The 16,845-nt window shown below is 71.1% G+C and carries 15 protein-coding genes and 1 tRNA gene; 9 read left to right on the top strand and 7 right to left on the bottom strand.

What is annotated here, in order from left to right; translation table 11 throughout:
- Positions 1-47 precede the first annotated feature (47 nt).
- The 4 genes from IW249_RS33780 to IW249_RS33765 all read left to right on the top strand — a co-directional run bounded on the left by IW249_RS33780 (position 48) and on the right by IW249_RS33765 (position 4,489).
- Positions 48-410, top strand: coding sequence for a YciI family protein (locus tag IW249_RS33780; RefSeq protein WP_091407872.1), 363 nt, complete (start codon positions 48-50; stop codon positions 408-410).
- A 132-nt stretch (positions 411-542) separates the two neighbouring features.
- Positions 543-1,925 carry an FAD-binding oxidoreductase gene (locus IW249_RS33775; RefSeq protein ID WP_196924482.1) on the top strand — a complete coding sequence of 461 codons (1,383 nt, stop codon included), beginning with the start codon at positions 543-545 and terminating at the stop codon, positions 1,923-1,925.
- 234 nt (positions 1,926-2,159) lie between these two features.
- The gene (gene pyk, locus IW249_RS33770; protein ID WP_196924481.1) at positions 2,160-3,608 is read left to right on the top strand and encodes a pyruvate kinase; all 1,449 of its coding nucleotides are present in this window, start codon (positions 2,160-2,162) and stop codon (positions 3,606-3,608) included.
- A complete protein-coding gene (locus tag IW249_RS33765) occupies positions 3,605-4,489 on the top strand; it encodes an acyl-CoA thioesterase (protein ID WP_196924479.1) in 885 nt (294 codons plus the stop codon). Before pyk ends, IW249_RS33765 begins: the two co-directional genes overlap by 4 nt.
- Positions 4,490-4,557: 68 nt before the next feature.
- Here IW249_RS33765 and IW249_RS33760 read toward each other — a convergent pair whose 3' ends face one another.
- Positions 4,558-5,226 (bottom strand): YceI family protein, encoded by a 669-nt coding sequence (locus IW249_RS33760; protein WP_196925096.1) that lies wholly within the window; start codon positions 5,224-5,226, stop codon positions 4,558-4,560.
- A gap of 290 nt (positions 5,227-5,516) precedes the next feature.
- Between IW249_RS33760 and IW249_RS33755 the strand changes: the two genes are divergently transcribed.
- Entirely contained in the window at positions 5,517-5,981 is a 465-nt protein-coding gene (locus IW249_RS33755) for an RrF2 family transcriptional regulator (protein WP_091407884.1), read from the top strand.
- A gap of 155 nt (positions 5,982-6,136) precedes the next feature.
- The gene (locus IW249_RS33750) at positions 6,137-7,120 is read left to right on the top strand and encodes a sulfite exporter TauE/SafE family protein (protein ID WP_196924477.1); all 984 of its coding nucleotides are present in this window, start codon (positions 6,137-6,139) and stop codon (positions 7,118-7,120) included.
- Positions 7,121-7,331: 211 nt separating this feature from the next.
- Here IW249_RS33750 and IW249_RS33745 read toward each other — a convergent pair whose 3' ends face one another.
- A complete protein-coding gene (locus tag IW249_RS33745) occupies positions 7,332-8,771 on the bottom strand; it encodes a pyridoxal-dependent decarboxylase (RefSeq protein WP_307788796.1) in 1,440 nt (479 codons plus the stop codon).
- Between the two features lie 242 nt (positions 8,772-9,013).
- On the opposite strand from IW249_RS33745, the gene IW249_RS33740 reads away from it, so the two are divergent.
- The gene (locus IW249_RS33740; protein WP_196924476.1) at positions 9,014-11,260 is read left to right on the top strand and encodes a rhamnogalacturonan lyase family protein; all 2,247 of its coding nucleotides are present in this window, start codon (positions 9,014-9,016) and stop codon (positions 11,258-11,260) included.
- Positions 11,261-11,460: 200 nt separating this feature from the next.
- On the opposite strand, the gene IW249_RS33735 is transcribed toward IW249_RS33740, so the two are convergent.
- A complete protein-coding gene (locus tag IW249_RS33735) occupies positions 11,461-12,471 on the bottom strand; it encodes an LLM class flavin-dependent oxidoreductase (protein WP_307788795.1) in 1,011 nt (336 codons plus the stop codon).
- A gap of 72 nt (positions 12,472-12,543) precedes the next feature.
- On the bottom strand, positions 12,544-13,023 hold the full coding sequence (locus IW249_RS33730) for an Lrp/AsnC family transcriptional regulator (protein WP_196924474.1): 480 nt from the start codon (positions 13,021-13,023) through the stop codon (positions 12,544-12,546).
- Between the two features lie 83 nt (positions 13,024-13,106).
- On the opposite strand from IW249_RS33730, the gene IW249_RS33725 reads away from it, so the two are divergent.
- A complete protein-coding gene (locus IW249_RS33725) occupies positions 13,107-14,285 on the top strand; it encodes a trans-sulfuration enzyme family protein (RefSeq protein WP_196924472.1) in 1,179 nt (392 codons plus the stop codon).
- Between the two features lie 3 nt (positions 14,286-14,288).
- Here the strand turns inward: IW249_RS33725 and IW249_RS33720 are convergent, their stop codons facing one another.
- On the bottom strand, positions 14,289-14,939 hold the full coding sequence (locus tag IW249_RS33720; protein ID WP_196924470.1) for an NAD-dependent epimerase/dehydratase family protein: 651 nt from the start codon (positions 14,937-14,939) through the stop codon (positions 14,289-14,291).
- Between the two features lie 126 nt (positions 14,940-15,065).
- Here IW249_RS33720 and IW249_RS33715 point away from each other — a divergent pair, with 126 nt between their 5' ends.
- The gene (locus IW249_RS33715) at positions 15,066-15,917 is read left to right on the top strand and encodes an alpha/beta fold hydrolase (RefSeq protein WP_196924468.1); all 852 of its coding nucleotides are present in this window, start codon (positions 15,066-15,068) and stop codon (positions 15,915-15,917) included.
- An 8-nt stretch (positions 15,918-15,925) separates the two neighbouring features.
- Here IW249_RS33715 and IW249_RS34660 read toward each other — a convergent pair whose 3' ends face one another.
- Both IW249_RS34660 and IW249_RS33705 read right to left on the bottom strand, forming a co-directional pair.
- The gene (locus tag IW249_RS34660) at positions 15,926-16,189 is read right to left on the bottom strand and encodes a hypothetical protein (RefSeq protein ID WP_231392766.1); all 264 of its coding nucleotides are present in this window, start codon (positions 16,187-16,189) and stop codon (positions 15,926-15,928) included.
- Between the two features lie 518 nt (positions 16,190-16,707).
- Positions 16,708-16,784: transfer RNA gene (locus IW249_RS33705), tRNA-Leu, on the bottom strand.
- Between the last annotated feature and the right edge of the window lie 61 nt (positions 16,785-16,845).

The following is a 16,845-nucleotide window of genomic DNA, read 5'->3' as shown; positions in this document are numbered from 1 at the left end:
GCTGGCCGGAGCCGGTGCGTTCCGGCGCGACGGCGGAGGGAGCACCCATGGGAGTGCCGCAGGTCAACTTCGCGCTCGACACGTACGAGTGCATCGTGATCTACCCCGGCGCGGCCGGGCGGGCCCTGCCCGCGGAGACCGTGCAGCGGTTGCAGGCCGAGCACGCCGAACACATGCAGGCGCTGCAGCGACGCGGCATCGTCCTGGTCGCCGGCTCAGTGGACGGGCCGGCGCGCGAGCCCGATCCGCCGATCGGCTTCGGGCTGGCCCGCACCGGCAGCGTCGACGATGTGCGCAGCGTGCTGGAGGCCGACCCGGCGGTGCAGGCCGGGCTCTACCGGGTGGAGGTGCTCACCTTCCTCTGCCCGGCCGGTTCCCTGGAGTTCCCGCTGGTCAAGGCGGGCAGCTGAGCCGCCGGCCCATCGGTGGCTGTCGTGATGGTGACGGCGCTCGCCCGCCTGCCGGTGCTACGGTCGCGCCCAGCGCGGGCCGCCGCCGGGGCGTACCCGGTGTCGTGGGTCGGCCCCGGTCGAGGAGTCGCCATGCTCTCCGCCGCCACCCCCGATGTCGCGTCCGCCGCCGCCCGACTGCGTGCCCTGCTCGGCGACCGGCTGCACGAGCCGGGCGACCCCGGTTACGCCACCACCACCCGGCTCTGGAACGGCGCCGTGGCGCGCACGCCCGCGCTGGTCGCCCGGTGCCGGGACGCCGACGAGGTGGCCGGGTCGGTCCGAATCGCCGCCCGGTGTCACCTGCCCGTCTCGGTCCGCTCCGGAGGGCACGACTGGGCCGGCCGGGCGCTGCGCGACGGCGCTCTGGTGCTCGACCTGACCGGGCTGCACGCCGTCGAGGTCGACCCGGACAACGCCACGGTGACCATCGGCGGTGGCACCACGGCGGCCGAGTTGCTCGCCGCCGCCCGCCCGTACGACCTGGTGGTCCCCACCGGCGTGGTCGGCGCCGTGGGGATGGCCGGGCTCACCCTCGCCGGCGGGTACGGCCCGCTCTGCGGTCGGTTCGGTCTGGCCCTGGACAGTCTGCTCGGCGCGGAGGTGGTTCTCGCCGACGGCCGTCGGGTCACCGCCGACCCCCGCCACGACGCCGAGCTGTACTGGGCGCTGCGCGGCGGCGGTGGGAACCTCGGCATCGTCACCGAGCTGCGCTTCCGCGCGCACCGGCTGCCCGGCGTCCTGGCTGGCATGATCATGTTCGCGCTCTCCGAGGCGCCGTCCGTGCTGCGCGGCTACGGCGCGCTGGTCGCCGAGGCCCCGGACGAGCTGACAGTGATGGCCGGCTTCCTGCCCGGCCCGGCCGGCGAGCCGGTGATCTTCGTGTGTCCGTTCTACAGCGGCCCGGACCTGGCCGCCGGGGCGCCGTGGATGGACCGGCTGCGGGCGCTGGGCACCCCACTGGTCGACCAGATCGGCCCGATGCCCTACGCGGACGCGCTGCGGATGTTCGACGGCGGAATGGTCGACGGCAACCACTACCTGCTGCGGACCCGGTGGTTGCCCGCGCTCACCGACGGCACCGTTGACACGCTCGTCAACGCGGCCCGGCAGGTCACCTCGCCGTTCTCCGCGCTGGCAGTGCACCACTTCCACGGCGCGGCCAGCCGGGTCCGACCCGCCGACACGGCGTTCGGCCTGCGCACCGACCACCTGATGACCGAGGTCATCGCGGTGTGGGCGCCCGGCGACGAGGTCGGCCCGCACCGCGAGTGGGCCGAGCGGACCTCCGCGGCACTCGCCCCGCACGCCCTGCCCGGTGGTTACCCCAACCTGCTCGCCCCGGAGGAGACCGACCGGGTCCGGCTCGCCTACGGCGCGAACTGGGCGCGGCTGCGCCACGCCAAGCGCCGCTACGACCCCCGCGACCTGCTCCACGCGGTGCCCACCCTGCCGCCCTCGGTACCCCCGGAATGAGCCGCCACCGACCGCCGTCGGGCCACTCGGAGTGGGCCGCCGCCGGGAGCACCCCGACAGCGCACGCCACCGGAGGCGTACGATTCCCGGCGCGCGGTCGCTGATGCCCGTCGCCACAACGTTCCCGGTGCGGTTCCGCCCGCCGGCCCGACGCGCACCGCGCGTCGTTGGACAACTGTTCCACTGCCTGCAAGGGGTCGGCCCCGAGTCCGACCTGAAGGAGAGACTAGCCTGATGGGCGTGACACGCCGCGCGAAGATCGTCTGCACTCTTGGACCCGCCACCTCGTCCCCGGAGCGCATCCGGGGTCTTGTCGAGGCCGGCATGAACGTGGCGAGGCTCAACTTCAGCCACGGCAGCCACGCCGACCACGAGGCGGTCTATCGACTGGTCCGGGAGGCATCGGAGGCGGCGGGTAAGCCGGTCGCCGTCCTCGCCGACCTGCAAGGTCCCAAGATCCGGCTCGGTCGGTTCGCCGACGGCCCCCACGAGTGGCGCACCGGTGACTCGGTCGTCATCACTGGCGACGACGTCATCGGCACCAAGGATCGGGTCTCCTGCACCTACACGAAGCTGCCCCACGAGGTGAAGCCCGGCGACCGGCTGCTGATCGACGACGGTCGGGTCGCCGTCGAGGTCACCGACGTCACCGGCAACGACATCCGCTGCCTCGTCACCGAGGGCGGCCCGGTCTCCAACAACAAGGGCGTGTCGCTGCCCAACGTGGCGGTCAGCGTGCCCGCCATGTCGGACAAGGACGCCGAGGACCTGCGCTTCTCCCTGGGGCTCGGCGTCGACCTGGTGGCGCTGTCCTTCGTCCGCTCCGCCGAGGACATCAAGCTCGTCCACAACATCATGGCCGAGGAGGGCGTGTTCCGCCCGGTGCTCGCCAAGGTCGAGAAGCCGGAGGCGGTGGAGCACCTGGAGGCCATCGTGCTGGCCTTCGACGGTGTCATGGTCGCCCGTGGTGACCTCGGCGTCGAGATGCCGCTGGACGAGGTCCCGCTGGTGCAGAAGCGCGCCGTGCAGCTGTGCCGGGAGAACGCCAAGCCCGTCATCGTGGCCACCCAGATGCTCGACTCCATGATCGAGAACTCCCGCCCCACCCGGGCGGAGGCCTCCGACGTCGCCAACGCGGTGCTCGACGGCGCCGACGCGGTGATGCTCTCCGGCGAGACCAGCGTCGGCAAGTACCCGGTGCTCACCGTCAGCACCATGGCCAAGATCGTGACGACCACCGAGGCCGGTTCGATCGGGGTGCCGCGGTTGCAGCACGACCCGCGTACCCACGGTGGCGCCCTCACCGTCGCCGCCTCGTCGATCGCCCGGGCCATCAACGCCAAGGCACTCGTCGCCTTCTCGCAGACCGGCGACACCGTGCGACGGCTGTCCCGCCTGCACTGCGACCTGCCGCTGCTGGCCTTCACGCCGGTCCCCGAGGTGCGCGACCAGCTCGCCCTCACCTGGGGCGTGGAGACCTTCCTGATGCCGTTCGTGCAGCACACCGACGACATGTTCCGCCAGGTCGACCAGGCGCTGCTCGGCCTCGACCGGGCCAACCCCGGTGACTACGTGGTGATCGTGGCGGGTAGCCCGCCCGGCACCCCCGGCTCGACCAACACGCTGCGCGTACACCAGCTCGGCTCGCTGGTCGACGCCGCGTCGGCGCGGGCGCTGCAGTGAGCGACGGTCGGGTCGCGGTCGGCCAGGCGGCGGTGGACCAGCTGCTGGAAGTCCTGGACCTCGACCCGACCGGCGAGATGACCTTCCGGGGGATGAGCCCCCCGGTCGGCCCACAACGGGTGTACGGCGGCCAGGTCGCCGGTCAGGCCCTGGTCGCCGCCGGCCGCACCGTCGACCCGGAGCGGTTCGTGCACTCCCTGCACGGCTACTTCGTCCGCCCCGGCGACCCGGTCGAACCGATCGCGTACGAGGTGGAGAACATCCGCGACGGCCGGTCCTTCTCGGTCCGCCGCGCCGTCGCCCTCCAGCACGGGAAGCCGATCTTCTTCATGTCGGCGTCGTTCCAGCGGGCCGAGGAGGGCCTGGACCACCAGGCTCCGGCCCCGCTGGACGTACCCCCGCCGCAGGACGTGCCGACGATGACCGACAGGCTCTCCCGCTACCCGGAGCGGCTGGGCATCTGGGGTCAGATCCCGCGACCGATCGACGTGCGCTACGTGGGTGAGCCCGGCTGGGTCCGCCCCGGCGACCGGCCCGCCGACCCGCACCAGCGCGTCTGGATGCGCATCGACGGCAAACTGCCCGACGACCCCCTGCTGCACGCCTGTGCGCTCACCTACGCCTCGGACCTCACCCTGCTGGACTCGGTGCTCTCCGCACACGGCGAGGTGTGGGGGCCGGGCGGGTTGGTCGGCGCGAGCCTGGACCACGCGCTCTGGTTCCACAGGCCGTTCCGGGCCGACGAGTGGTTCCTCTACGACTGCCTGAGCCCGTCGGCGTCCGGCGCGCGTGGGCTGGCCACCGGCCGGATGTTCACCACCGACGGCCGGCAGATCGCCAGCGCCGTCCAGGAGGGTCTGCTGCGCCGCGTCGGCGCCTGACGCTCTCGTCCATCCCGCCAGTCAGCTGTCACTCATCCCCGCCAGGCCTCTGGCGGGGATGAGGCGCGTCAGGCCTGGTGGATGGCCTCCCCGGCGATCTCGATCTGCACCGTCTTGCCGACCAGCACCCCGCCGCTCTCCAGGACGACATTCCAGAGCAGGCCGTAGTCCTCACGGTTCATCTCGGCCGTCGCGCTGAAACCGAAGATGTTCTGCCCGTACGGATCCTGACGGGCACCACCGAAATTCACCGCCAGGTCGACGGCCCGGGTGATTCCCTTCACCGTCAGCTCACCGGTGAGGACGAATCGTCCGGGAATACCGTCGGACTGCGGCGGAACAATGTGACTCCGGCCTCGTCCGCCCAGCCGATGGTTGCGCAGACGCGCCCACTGGAATATGGGGTCCTCGTTGCCCTGCCATTTGATGCCGGTGCTTCGATATTCAAGGGTGGGAAAACGCTCCACGTCGAGGAAGTCGGCACTCTTCAGATGCGTGTCCCGGTCGACGCTTCCGGTGGTGATGCTCGCCGACATGATGGTGGCCGTCACCGAGGAGAGCAGCGGGTCCTCCGCCACGTAGATCTGGGCGGTGGCCTCGGCGAACTCGCCGCGTACCGGGCTCACCATCATGTGCCGGGACAGGAAACCGATCCGCTTGTGCGCCTGATCGAGAAGATAGGTGCCGGCCACCGGGATGGTCATGCCGTCCCAGGTGCGGGTGGCGATATCGGTCATCGTGTTGCCTTCCCCCCGAGCACAACCCGGGTGTTTATCAATATGTTGCTGGCGGCCGGGCAAATGGCCAGACATTCGTTCTCACGCCCAGCATAGGGACGCTCCGGACCGGCATTTCGGCCGCCACCGTGCCGTGGATCATGAGCTACTTCACCGGCCCTGCCGGCGGCCGTTCACCGGCCCTGCCGGCGGCCCGGACGGGCGCCGGCAGGGCCACTTTCCATCGATGCGTGGCCGATCGGCCGAGGGTCGGCCGCCCGCCCGGTTGACCAGGGACTAACCTTGCCGACATGCGCCTCTCCGCCCGGGTCGACTATGCCCTCCGCGCGGCCGCCGAGCTTGCCGCGACGGCCAGCGGCCCCGGGCGCGGCCGGCCGGTCACGGCCGATCAGATCGCCCGCGCCCAGGAGATCCCGCCGAAGTTCCTGGAGAGCATCCTTCTCCAGCTGCGCCGGGGCGGCATCGTGCACGCCCAGCGCGGCCCGGAGGGCGGCTACTGGCTGGCCCGCCCGGCCGAGGAGATCTCCCTCGCCGAGGTCATCCGGGTGATCGACGGGCCTCTCGCCCACGTACGCGGGCAGCGCCCCGAGCAGCTCGGATACCACGGCCCGGCGCACGCCCTCCAGGAGGTCTGGATCGCGCTGCGAGCAAGCGAGCGGGAGATCCTGGAACTGGTCAGCGTCGCCGACGTGGCCGCCGGCACCCTGCCCGCGCGTGTCACCGAGCTGGCCGCCGACCCACGCGCCTGGATCTGATCGCCGGCTCGCTCGCTGGCCCCACGGCACCTGGTCGCTGACCTCGCGCACCGCCCCGCCGCGTCCCATCCACCGATCGGGGGCTTGACCCTGACTGCCCCATCCCGCATTGTCGACCAAGTCGATAGGAGATGCCGAAAAGTCAGGGGGCGCTCGTGCGCAAGCTGTTGGTCCTCGCTCTGGTCGGGCTCGTCGCGCAACTGATCGATGGTTCGCTCGGCATGGCGTACGGCTTGACCTCCTCCACCCTGCTGCTGGTCGCCGGGGTCGCCCCGGCCGCCGCCTCGGCCTCGGTGCACCTGGCCGAGATCGGCACCACGCTCGCCGCCGGGTTCGCGCACTGGCGGTTCGGCAACGTCGACTGGCGGGTGGTCACCCGCATCGCCCTGCCCGGCGCGATCGGCGCCTTCGCCGGCGCGACAGTGCTCAGCTCCATCTCCACCGAGGCCGCCGCACCGTGGATGGCCGGCATTCTCTTCACGCTCGGCGCGTACCTCCTGGTCCGCTTCGCCCGACCACTGCGCACCGACCGGGCCGGCGGGCGGCTACGCGGTCGTTTCCTCAGCCCTCTGGGCCTGGTCGCCGGCTTCGTCGACGCGACCGGCGGCGGCGGGTGGGGCCCGGTGGCCACCCCGGCGTTGCTGGTGTCCGGCCGCATGGAACCCCGTAAGGTGATCGGCTCGGTGGACACCGCCGAGTTCGTCGTGGCCGGCGCGGCCAGCGTCGGCTTCCTGATCGGGCTGGGCACGGAGGGGTTCCTGCTCCCCACTGTCGCCGCGCTGCTCATCGGCGGGCTCATCGCCGCCCCGCTGGCCGCCTGGCTGGTGCGAATCGTGCCCGCCCAACTGCTCGGCGCGGCAATCGGCGGCGTGATCGTGCTGACCAACGCCCGCACCCTGATCCGTTCGGCCGAACTGGACGGTCCGGTCCGCCCCGCCCTGTACGTCCTCCTCGCCGCCGGCTGGCTGGCCGCCCTGGTGTTCGCCGTGCGCGCTCTACGCCGTACCCGCCGCGCCCGCGCCGAAGCCGCGAACGCTTCCGCCTCCGCCGCCGCCGCCTCCGCCGCCGCTGCCGGCCCGTCCGCCGAAGAAGAGGTCCCGGCCGATCTCGCCGCAATGGGTACGTCCGCCCCCCGCTGAATCCCGTTCCGCCCGCCCGCGTTCGTCGTCAAGATCCGCGCAATATCAGGGATGTTGGTGTCTCCCGCGCGTCGGAGGCGGCAACATCCGGGAAGTTGCGGAGATCTTGGCGCGGGGCGCGGGGCGCGGGGCGCGGGGCGCGGGGCGCGGGGCGCGGGGCGCGGGGCGCGTGGCGCGTGGCGCGTGGCGCGTGCGGGGCGAACGGGGGGGGTTAGGGAGTGAGCAGGGTGTTGGCCGCTTCGGAGAGCAGGGTCCAGGCTTCGTCGATGTGCGCTTCGGCGGTCCGGGGTGAGCCGACCGCCAGCCGCAGCGTGTAGCGGCCGGCGACGCGGGTGTGCGTCAGGTGTACCCGCCCGGTGGCGTTCGCCGAGGCCAGCAATGCCGCGTTGGTGTCGTCGTCGGCGCGTAGTCGGAAGCAGACCAGTGAGAACGGGTGCGCCGCGGCCAACTCGAACCGGTCGTCGGCGCGGACCCGCTCGGCGAAGCGTTCGGCCAGTGCCACCCCGGAGCGGATGTGCGCCCGCAGCCCTTCGGCGCCGTACCAGCGCAGCACGAACCACAGTTTGAGGGACCGGAACCGCCGGCCCAGCGGCACCTGCCAGTCCCGGTAGTCGATCACCGCACCGGATTCGGAGGCCGCGTTGCGCAGGAACTCCGGCAGTACGGTCAGCGCCTCGATCAGTTCGGCGCGGTCGGCCACCCAGAACGCGTCGCAGTCGAAGCCGGTGAGCAACCACTTGTGCGGGTCGAAGCAGTAGGAGTCGGCGTACTCCAGGCCGGCGTGCGTCCACCGCAGTTCGGGGCAGACGGCGGCGGCGCCCGCGTACGCGGCGTCCACGTGCAGCCAGATCCCGTGTTCGGCGCAGATGGCCCCGATCTCGGGCAGCGGGTCGACTGCGGTGGTGGAGGTGGTGCCGATGGTCGCCACCACGACGGCCGGCACGTCACCGGTGGCCAGGTCGGCCTCGATGGCGGCCCGCAGCGCGCCTGGCAGCATCGCCTGGGTGTCCGGGTCCACAGCGATCGACCGGATTCCGTCGCTGCCCAGCCCGGCGATCCGTACCGCCTTTTCGATGGACGAGTGCCCGTGGAGGGAGGTGTAGGCGCGGTAGCGCCGGTCGATGCCGGTGTGCCGCCAGCGGCCGCCGCTGGCCCGGTGCAGCGCGGCCAGGGTGGCCACCAGCGTCGCCGAGGAGGCCGAGTCCTGGATGACTCCACCACCGGTGCCTGTGGAGCGGAACCGCTGTGGCAGGTCCAGCAGGTGGGCCAGCCAGTCCATCATCACCGTCTCCACCTCGGTGCAGGCCGGGCTGGAGGCCCAGAGCATCCCCTGGACTCCGAGCCCGGAGCTGACCAGGTCGCCGAGCACGCTCGGGCCGGAGGTGTTGCCGGGGAAGTAGCCGTAGAAGCCCGGGTGCTGCCAGTGGGTCAGCCCCGGCACGACGATCGAGTCCAGGTCGGCGAGGATCGCCTCGACCGGTTCGCCGCCGGTGGTGGGCGGCTCACTGGGCAGTGCGGCGGCCACCGTGCCCGGGGGGTCGGCCGGGGCGACAGGTCGTTGCTCCACTGTCGCCCAGTAGTCGGCGATCCAGTCGACGACGGCGTGACCGGCGCGACGGAATTCGGCGGGGTCCATGTGGTGAGCGCTCACCCGGACGAGTTGATCAGGCAGGGATCGCGGAGGCAAGACCCACGGCAAGCGACAATCATCGATGTTGCGTGTCGGAAAGCGCTTGCCTTACGATGCGCGGTGAGTCGGATCCGTGAGTTCCAGGGCGTTTCACCCCCGATCAGAACGCCGTCCACCGCCGTCGCGGTGGGGTCGGTCCACTGTGCTTCCCGGGCAGGGCCGGTGGGTCATGGCGATCACCACCGGATCCCCGGAGGCAGTGCATGCACCCGTCCAGACCTCGGCTGATCCTGCTCGCCGTCACGACGGCGGCCACCGTCGTGGCCGGCACCCTCGGCACGGTCGCCGCCTCGGCCGCCGCCGTCGGCTGCCGGGTCGACTATCAGATCACCAACCAGTGGCAGGGCGGCTTCGGCGCCAACGTCACCGTCACCAACCTCGGCGACCCAGTCAACGGGTGGGCCCTCACCTGGTCGTACGCCGCGGGCCAGCAGGTCACCCAGGCGTGGAACACCGCCGTCACCCAGTCCGGCGCCCAGGTGACCGCGCGTAACGTCGATCACAACGTCGCCATCGCGACGAACGGCAACGCCTCGTTCGGCTTCAACGGTTCGTGGACCGGCAGCAACCCGGTGCCGAGCAGCTTCGCGCTCAACGGCACCACCTGCACGGGCGCCCCACCCACCGACGAGCCGACCACCCCGCCACCCACCACCCCGCCGCCCACCACGCCACCCCCGACCACGCCGCCACCGTCGGCCGGGGTGGTGCAGATGGAGAACCTGGACCGAGGGTTGGTCAGCGTCCGCTCCGGCAGCGGCAACCTGGTCTCCTGGCGGCTGCTCGGCACCGAGACCTCCGGGGTGGCGTTCAACCTCTACCGGGGATCCACCAGGGTCAACGCCAGCCCGATCACCGGCGCCACCAACTACCTCGACAGCGGCGCGGCGGCCGGCTCGGCGTACACCGTGCGGGCCGTGGTGGGCGGCGCCGAGCAGGCGGCGTCGGCGCCGGCGTTGCAGTTCGGCGCGGGCTACCTGGACGTGCCGTTGCAGGTCCCGGCCGGGGGCAGCACCCCGAGCGGCGAGAGCTACAGCTACAGCGCCAGCGACGCCTCCGTCGGTGACCTCAACGGCGACGACAGCTACGAGATCGTGCTCAAGTGGGAACCGTCGAACGCCAAGGACAACTCCCAGTCCGGCTACACCGGCAACGTCTACGTCGACGCGTACACACTCACCGGCACCCGGTTGTGGCGGATCGACCTGGGCCGCAACATCCGGGCCGGCGCCCACTACACCCAGTTCCAGGTGTACGACTACGACGGCGACGGCCGCGCCGAGGTGGCCATGAAGACCGCCGACGGCACCCGCTCCGGCACCGGTCAGCTCATCGGCTCGTCGTCGGCCGACCACCGCAACTCCAGCGGCTACGTGCTCGCCGGCCCGGAGTACCTGACCATGTTCAACGGTCAGACCGGTGCGATCGCCTCCACCGTCAGCTACGACCCACCGCGCGGCACCGTGTCGTCCTGGGGCGACTCGTACGGCAACCGGGTGGACCGGTTCCTCGCCGGCACCGCGTACCTGGACGGGCAGCGCCCCTCGCTGATCATGGCGCGGGGTTACTACACCCGCGCGGTGATCGCGGCCTGGGACTTCCGCAACGGCACGCTGACGAAGCGCTGGACGTTCGACTCGAACTCCTCCGGCAACGGCGCCGCCGCCGGTCAGGGCAACCACCAGCTCTCGGTGGCCGACGTCGACGCCGACGGCCGCCAGGAGATCGTGTACGGGGCCGCCACCATCGACGACAACGGCCGGCTGCTGCACTCGACGGGCAACGGTCACGGCGACGCCCTGCACGTCGGTGACCTGGACCCGGGCCGCGCCGGCCTGGAGGTGTTCAAGGTCGACGAGGACGCCAGTAAGCCCAGCTCCTACTTCGCCGACGCCCGTACCGGTCAGGTCCTCTGGTCCACGCCGGCGTCCGGGGACAACGGCCGGGGTGTCTCCGCTGACATCTGGGCGGGCAGCCCCGGCGCGGAGTCGTGGTCGTCAGCGGTCTCCGGACTGGCCAACACCCGGGGGCAGAACGTGGGCCGCAAGCCGTCCTCGGCCAACTTCCTGGCCTGGTGGGACGGCGACCCGGTGCGGGAACTGCTCGACGGCACGAAGATCGACAAGTACGGCACCGGCGGCGAGACCCGGCTGCTCGACGGCAGCGGGGTGGCGTCCAACAACGGCACCAAGTCCACGCCGGCGCTCTCCGGCGACATCCTGGGCGACTGGCGCGAGGAGGTGATCTGGCGGACCACCGACAGCCGGGCGTTGCGCATCTACAGCACACCCACGCCGACCAGCACCCGGATCTACACACTGATGCACGACCCGCAGTATCGGGTGGCTATCGCGTGGCAGAACACGGCCTACAACCAACCGCCGCACCCGGGGTTCTTCATCGGCAACGGAATGGGCGCTCCGCCCACGCCGGATATCCACCTACGTTGATGAAACCCCTGGCGGTCCCGAGCGGGGTCGCCTAGGGTGGCAGGCACCGGGCCGCAGCCGCGGAATCCGCTCAGCTCCGGCCCGGTGCGCCACACCGCGGCATTCCCAACCCGTCCCGACCGGGAATGCCGTACCACCACCGGAACCAACATTAGGCACCGTCCGGGTCGGCGGGGTGACGCTGACGTGAAGATCGTGTTTCACGCCGTCCGGCGTAGACCGCCCGCCACCTGCTCGGCGATCAATTCGTACGACCGCACCCGGTCCTTCACGTCGTACACCAGCGTGGTCAGCATCAGCTCGTCCGCACCGGTGCGCTCCACCAACTCGGTCAGCTGTCGACGCACCGTCTCCGGCGAGCCCATCGCCTGACCGTCACGGCGCGCCACGACGAACTCCCGCTCGACCTCCGAGTACGGGTACGCCGCCGCCTCGTCCGGCGTCGACAGCGGCTCCGGCCGCCCGGAGCGCAACTTCAGGAACGACAGGGCGCTCGGCCCGGCCAACCATTCGGCCCGCTCGTCGGTCTCCGCGCACACCGCGTTGACCGCCACCATCGCGTACGGCTTGTCCAGCCACTGCGACGGCCGGAAGTTCTGCCGGTACAGGGCCAGCGCCGGCAGGGTGTTCTGCGAGCTGAAGTGGTGCGCGAAGGAGAACGGCAGACCGAGCAGGCCGGCGAGCTGGGCGCTGAAACCGCTGGAGCCCAACAGCCACACGGCCGGCTGCTCACCGCGACCCGGCGTGGCGATGATCTGCCCCGGCTTCTCCCCGCTGAAGTAGTTCATCAGGTCCGTCAGCTCGCGCGGGAAACCCTCCGCCGACAGGCCCTCCATGGTGCGCCGCAACGCCAGCGCGGTCACCTGGTCGGTGCCCGGCGCCCGCCCGATGCCCAGGTCGATCCGACCGGGGTGCAGCGCCTCCAGGGTGCCGAACTGCTCGGCCACCACCAGCGGCGCGTGGTTGGGCAACATCACCCCTCCCGACCCCAACCGGATCGTCGAGGTGTTCGCCGCAAGGTGCGCCAGCAGCACCGCGGGGGCGGAGCTGGCGATCGCCGGCATGTTGTGGTGCTCGGCCACCCAGAACCGGTGGTAGCCGAACTCCTCGGTGCGGCGGGCCAGCTCGGTGGTGGCCTGCAACGCCGCGCCAGCGGTGGTGCCCTTGGCGACCGGAGCAAGATCAAGAACAGACAACGGTACGGTGATCACACGGTCAGCCAACCCGTCGCCGGCCGGTTTTGTTCCGGCATACGGGTTTTCGTCTGCCACCTCACCCGCCGCTCAACCCATCCCGCGCGCCTGCTCGAAGATCAGACTGGTCTGCGTGTGCTGCACCACCGGGTCCACCGCCAGGTGGTCCAGCACGAAGTCCCGCAACGCGTCACCGGACGCCGCCCGCACATGCAGCACGTAGTCCTCCGCGCCGGCCACGTGGAACACCGACACCACCCCCGGCAGCCGCACCGACCGGGCCCGGAACGCGTCCACCGCCGCCCGCTCGTGCGCTGTCAACCGCACCGACACCAACGCCTGCAACGGCAGGCCGAGCGCCGCCGGATCCACCTCGGCGTGGAAACCACGGATCGCACCACGCTCGCGCAGCGCCCGGGTGCGCGTCAGGCACGTCGACGGCGCCACGCCCACCCGCTCGGCGAGGGCGTTGTTCGGCAGCCGGCCGTCCGCCGCCAGCTCGGTCAGGATCGCGCGGTCCACCTCGTCCAGGGCCGGATACGGCCGCACATCATTCGACTCAGGGGGCATTGCGCCATCCTCACCCGAACCGAACACGGAAACCAACCCGACTCACAGAATGATCTGCCGAACCATTGCCCACCGGCGGCCGGATGTTCGACGCTACCGCCATGACAACGATGGACACCCGGGCCGTACACGCCGGCCGCGACGACCTCCGCACCCTCGGCGTGCACGTACCACCCATCGACCTGTCGACCACCAACCCACTGCCCTCCGTCGACGACGGCGGCGCCGCGTACGAGCAACTCGCCACCGGCGGCACCCTCCCCACCGACGGCGGCGCCGTCTACCAACGGCTCTGGAACCCCACCGTCGCCCGCTTCGAAACCGCCCTCGCCGAACTGGAAGGCACCACCCAGGCCGTCGCCTTCGCCAGCGGAATGGCCGCCCTCACCGCCACACTGCTCGCCGCCGCCCGCGACGACCGCCGACACGTCGTCGCCGTCCGCCCCCTCTACGGCGGCACCGACCACATCCTCGCCACCGGCCTGCTCGGCACCACAGTCACCTGGACGCGCCCCGACGAGGTCGCCACCGCCATCCGCCCCGACACCGCACTGGTCATCGTCGAGACACCCGCCAACCCCACAGTCGACCTGGTCGACATCGCCGCCCTCGCCGCCGCGGCCGGCGACATCCCACTGCTCGTCGACAACACCGTCGCCACCCCCGTACTGCAACAACCCGCCCGGCACGGCGCCACCCTCGTCCTGCACAGCGCCACCAAGAGCATCGGCGGGCACGGCGACGTCCTCGCCGGTGTCGTCGCCTGCGACGACACCTGGGCCGTACGACTACGCCAGGTCCGCGCCGTCACCGGCGCGATCCTGCACCCCCTCGGCGGCTACCTGCTGCACCGCGGCCTGCAAACCCTGCCGCTGCGAGTCCGCGCCCAACAGGCCACCGCCGAGAAACTCGCCGGCTGGCTCGCCGACCACCCCGCCGTACACCGGGTGCACCACCCCTCGGTGCACGACCCGGCGGCGCTGGTCGGGCGGCAGATGTCCGGACCCGGCAGCCTGCTCGCCTTCGAGGTACACGGCGGCGCGCCCGCTGCGGCCGCCGTCGCCGGCGCCTGCCGCCTCATCACCCACGCGGTCTCCCTCGGCGGCGTCGACACCCTCATCCAGCACCCCGCCTCACTCACCCACCGGCCGGTCGAAGGCGACGCCAAACCCGCCGCCGCCCTGCTGCGCCTCGCCGTCGGCCTCGAAGACCCCGAGGACCTGCGCGCCGACCTCGCCCACGCCCTCGACACGATCGCCTGACCCTCAGCGCAGCTCGCGATTGCCCAACACCCGCACGGGCGAACCCTCCCGGGCCACCCGCAACATCGCCCTACCGATCCCATCGGTGGTGGTGACCTGGTTCGGCAGCAACCGACGCAGCACCGGAAACAGCGGACGGGTGACCGCGTACCCGAACCGGTACCACCCCGTCTTCGACACCGCCCCGTATGTCGGCTGGATGAACCCCGGCCGCGCCGCGTAACCGTTGGGCAGTAGATCCATGACCGCGTTCTCGGCACGCCCCTTGACCCGCGCCCACATCACCCGACCCTGACCCGACGAATCGGTCCCCTGACCCGAGACGTAGACGAACGTGACCTGCGGGCTCACCTCCGCGAACAACCGCGCCGCCGCCATCGGGTAGTCGTAGCTGACCCGCGTGTACGCCGCCTCGTCCAGACCCAACGAGGACACCCCCAGGCAGTAGAAACACGCATCGACCCCGGTCAACTCGGCGCGCACCGCGTCCAACTCGCCGACGTCCGCGACCGTCAACTCCCGCAGCTTCGGATCCTGCCGGCCGGTCGGCCGCCGACCGACAGTCAGCACCTCCCGCACGTCATCGGCGAGCAGGCACTCGCGCAACACGCCCTGACCGACCATCCCTGTCGCACCGAAGACAACCACCCTCATCAGATTCCACCCCTGTCGTCACCCTCGCCACTCGCGTCCTCGCAGGCTCCCACGATCGGCATGACCGCCGACGGCTGGGGAAAGCCCCGCCGACCGACACCACCAAACCGGCAGGGAGAGACGAACGTGCCGTTCATCACCGTGGGCACCGAGAACAACACCGCCATCGACATCTACTACGAGGACCACGGCTCCGGTCAGCCGGTCGTGCTCATCCACGGCTTCCCGTTCAACGGCGCCACGATGGAGAAGCTGGCCAACCCGCTGCTCAACGCCGGCTACCGCGTGATCACCTACGATCGCCGAGGATTCGGCGCCTCCAGCCAACCGGACACCGGGTACGACTACGACACCTTCACCGCCGACCTCGACACCCTGATGACCGAGCTGGACCTGCGCGACACCATCCTCGTCGGTCACTCGATGGGCACCGGTGAGGTGACCCGCTACCTCAGCAGGTACGGCTCGGACCGGGTCAGTCGTGGAGTGCTGCTCAGCCCCCTGGCCCCGTTCCTGCGCAAGACCTCGGACAACCCCGAAGGGGTCGACGGAAGCGTCTTCGACGGCTTCAAGCAGGCCGTCCTCGCGGACCGGTTCGCCTACCTCACCGCCTTCTGCACCAGCTTCTTCAACTACGACAAGACCAAGGGCAAGCAGGTCAGCGAGGAAGCGTTCCGGGCGCACTGGGCCATCGGCCGGCTCGCCTCCGCGAGCGCCACGTACCAGTGCATCGACGCCATCTCCACCGACTTTCGCCCCGACGTGCCCCGTATCGACGTGCCGATCCTCATCGTCCAAGGTGACCAGGACGCGGTACTGCCCTACCCGGTCACCGGCCAGCGGCTCGCCCCGATGCTGCCCAACGGCAAGCTCGTCACCCTCAAGGGCGCCCCGCACGGCATCCCGTGGACGCACGCCGACGAGGTCAACAAGGCGATCATGGACTTCATCGGCGCGCCAGCCATGGCCCGCGCCTGAGCGTCAGGTCAGGACTTGGGGCCGACGTGCCGGTCCACCGTGGCGACCGCGTCGCGTCGCGCCACCGACAGCGCGTTGCGTCGGCTCATCCGCCAGTCGACGCCGAGCAGATCGAGGCTCCACTGGCAGAGCCCCATGATGTCGGCCGACTCGTTGACGAACATGTAGCGCGGGTAGACGTACGCCCTGCCGCGCACGGTCACCCGGTTGGCGAACCGGCAGCCGTCGGAGTGGAACAGCCCGCGCAGGAAGTCGCCCGGGTGTGCCGTCACGAGATCGCGCTGCCAGTCGGCCAAGATGATTGGGCGTTCGTGTTTCTTGCCAGGGCCGTGCTGGGGGAGCAGACACGGCCAGTGCTTGCCGGAACTTTGCACGCTGACGCAGCCGACCTGCCGGACGCGCTGCACCCTCGCGGCTAGCACCGCTCGCATAGCGGCGTCACAGGCGTCGATCAGGCCTGGCCAGCTGTCGCTGCAGGCGATGCGAAGCACCGGGACCCGGGCGGACGTGACGAGATGACCGTCGCCCAGGTAGAGGCCGAGCAGGTATAGGTATGAAGACGGATCTGTCTGAATGTTGACGTTGGGCCGGCAGCGGAAGCAACGGGACTCGGTGCCCTGCTGTTGTGGCTCAGCCTGCCCCCTGCACCAGCCGCGGACGGTCGGATAGGGAAGTCTCAGTCGTCGGGCGACCTCAGCGACCGTGCTGCCGGCGAGGTGCTGCTGCCGTGCTCGTAGGCGCAGTTCAGGTGGGTGCACAGCACGATTTTGGAACAGCCGTACGACAAGTTTGGTGCCCCCGGTGGGATTCGAACCCACACTGTCGGAGGTTTGAGCTCCGCTTCTCTGCCGGTTGGAATACGGGGACGCTTGGCCGAATGCTCTGGTGGCCTCCCATAGGTTACCTACTACGCTGAGGGCGGTGACAC

The organism is Micromonospora vinacea, from assembly GCF_015751785.1.
Taxonomy (GTDB): domain Bacteria; phylum Actinomycetota; class Actinomycetes; order Mycobacteriales; family Micromonosporaceae; genus Micromonospora; species Micromonospora vinacea.
This window is presented reverse-complemented; position numbering and strand designations above follow the sequence as displayed.

What these genes read in the sequence shown, in the direction of transcription:
- IW249_RS33755 (WP_091407884.1), top strand. Translation starts at nt 5,517, where the DNA reads ATGCGCCTCTCCGCCCGGGTCGACTATGCCCTCCGCGCGGCCGCCGAG.
- IW249_RS33720 (WP_196924470.1), bottom strand. Translation starts at nt 14,939, where the DNA reads ATGAGGGTGGTTGTCTTCGGTGCGACAGGGATGGTCGGTCAGGGCGTG.
- IW249_RS33760 (WP_196925096.1), bottom strand. Translation starts at nt 5,226, where the DNA reads ATGACCGATATCGCCACCCGCACCTGGGACGGCATGACCATCCCGGTG.
- IW249_RS33725 (WP_196924472.1), top strand. Translation starts at nt 13,107, where the DNA reads ATGTTCGACGCTACCGCCATGACAACGATGGACACCCGGGCCGTACAC.
- IW249_RS33780 (WP_091407872.1), top strand. Translation starts at nt 48, where the DNA reads ATGGGAGTGCCGCAGGTCAACTTCGCGCTCGACACGTACGAGTGCATC.
- IW249_RS33730 (WP_196924474.1), bottom strand. Translation starts at nt 13,023, where the DNA reads ATGCCCCCTGAGTCGAATGATGTGCGGCCGTATCCGGCCCTGGACGAG.
- IW249_RS33775 (WP_196924482.1), top strand. Translation starts at nt 543, where the DNA reads ATGCTCTCCGCCGCCACCCCCGATGTCGCGTCCGCCGCCGCCCGACTG.
- pyk (WP_196924481.1), top strand. Translation starts at nt 2,160, where the DNA reads ATGGGCGTGACACGCCGCGCGAAGATCGTCTGCACTCTTGGACCCGCC.
- IW249_RS33740 (WP_196924476.1), top strand. Translation starts at nt 9,014, where the DNA reads ATGCACCCGTCCAGACCTCGGCTGATCCTGCTCGCCGTCACGACGGCG.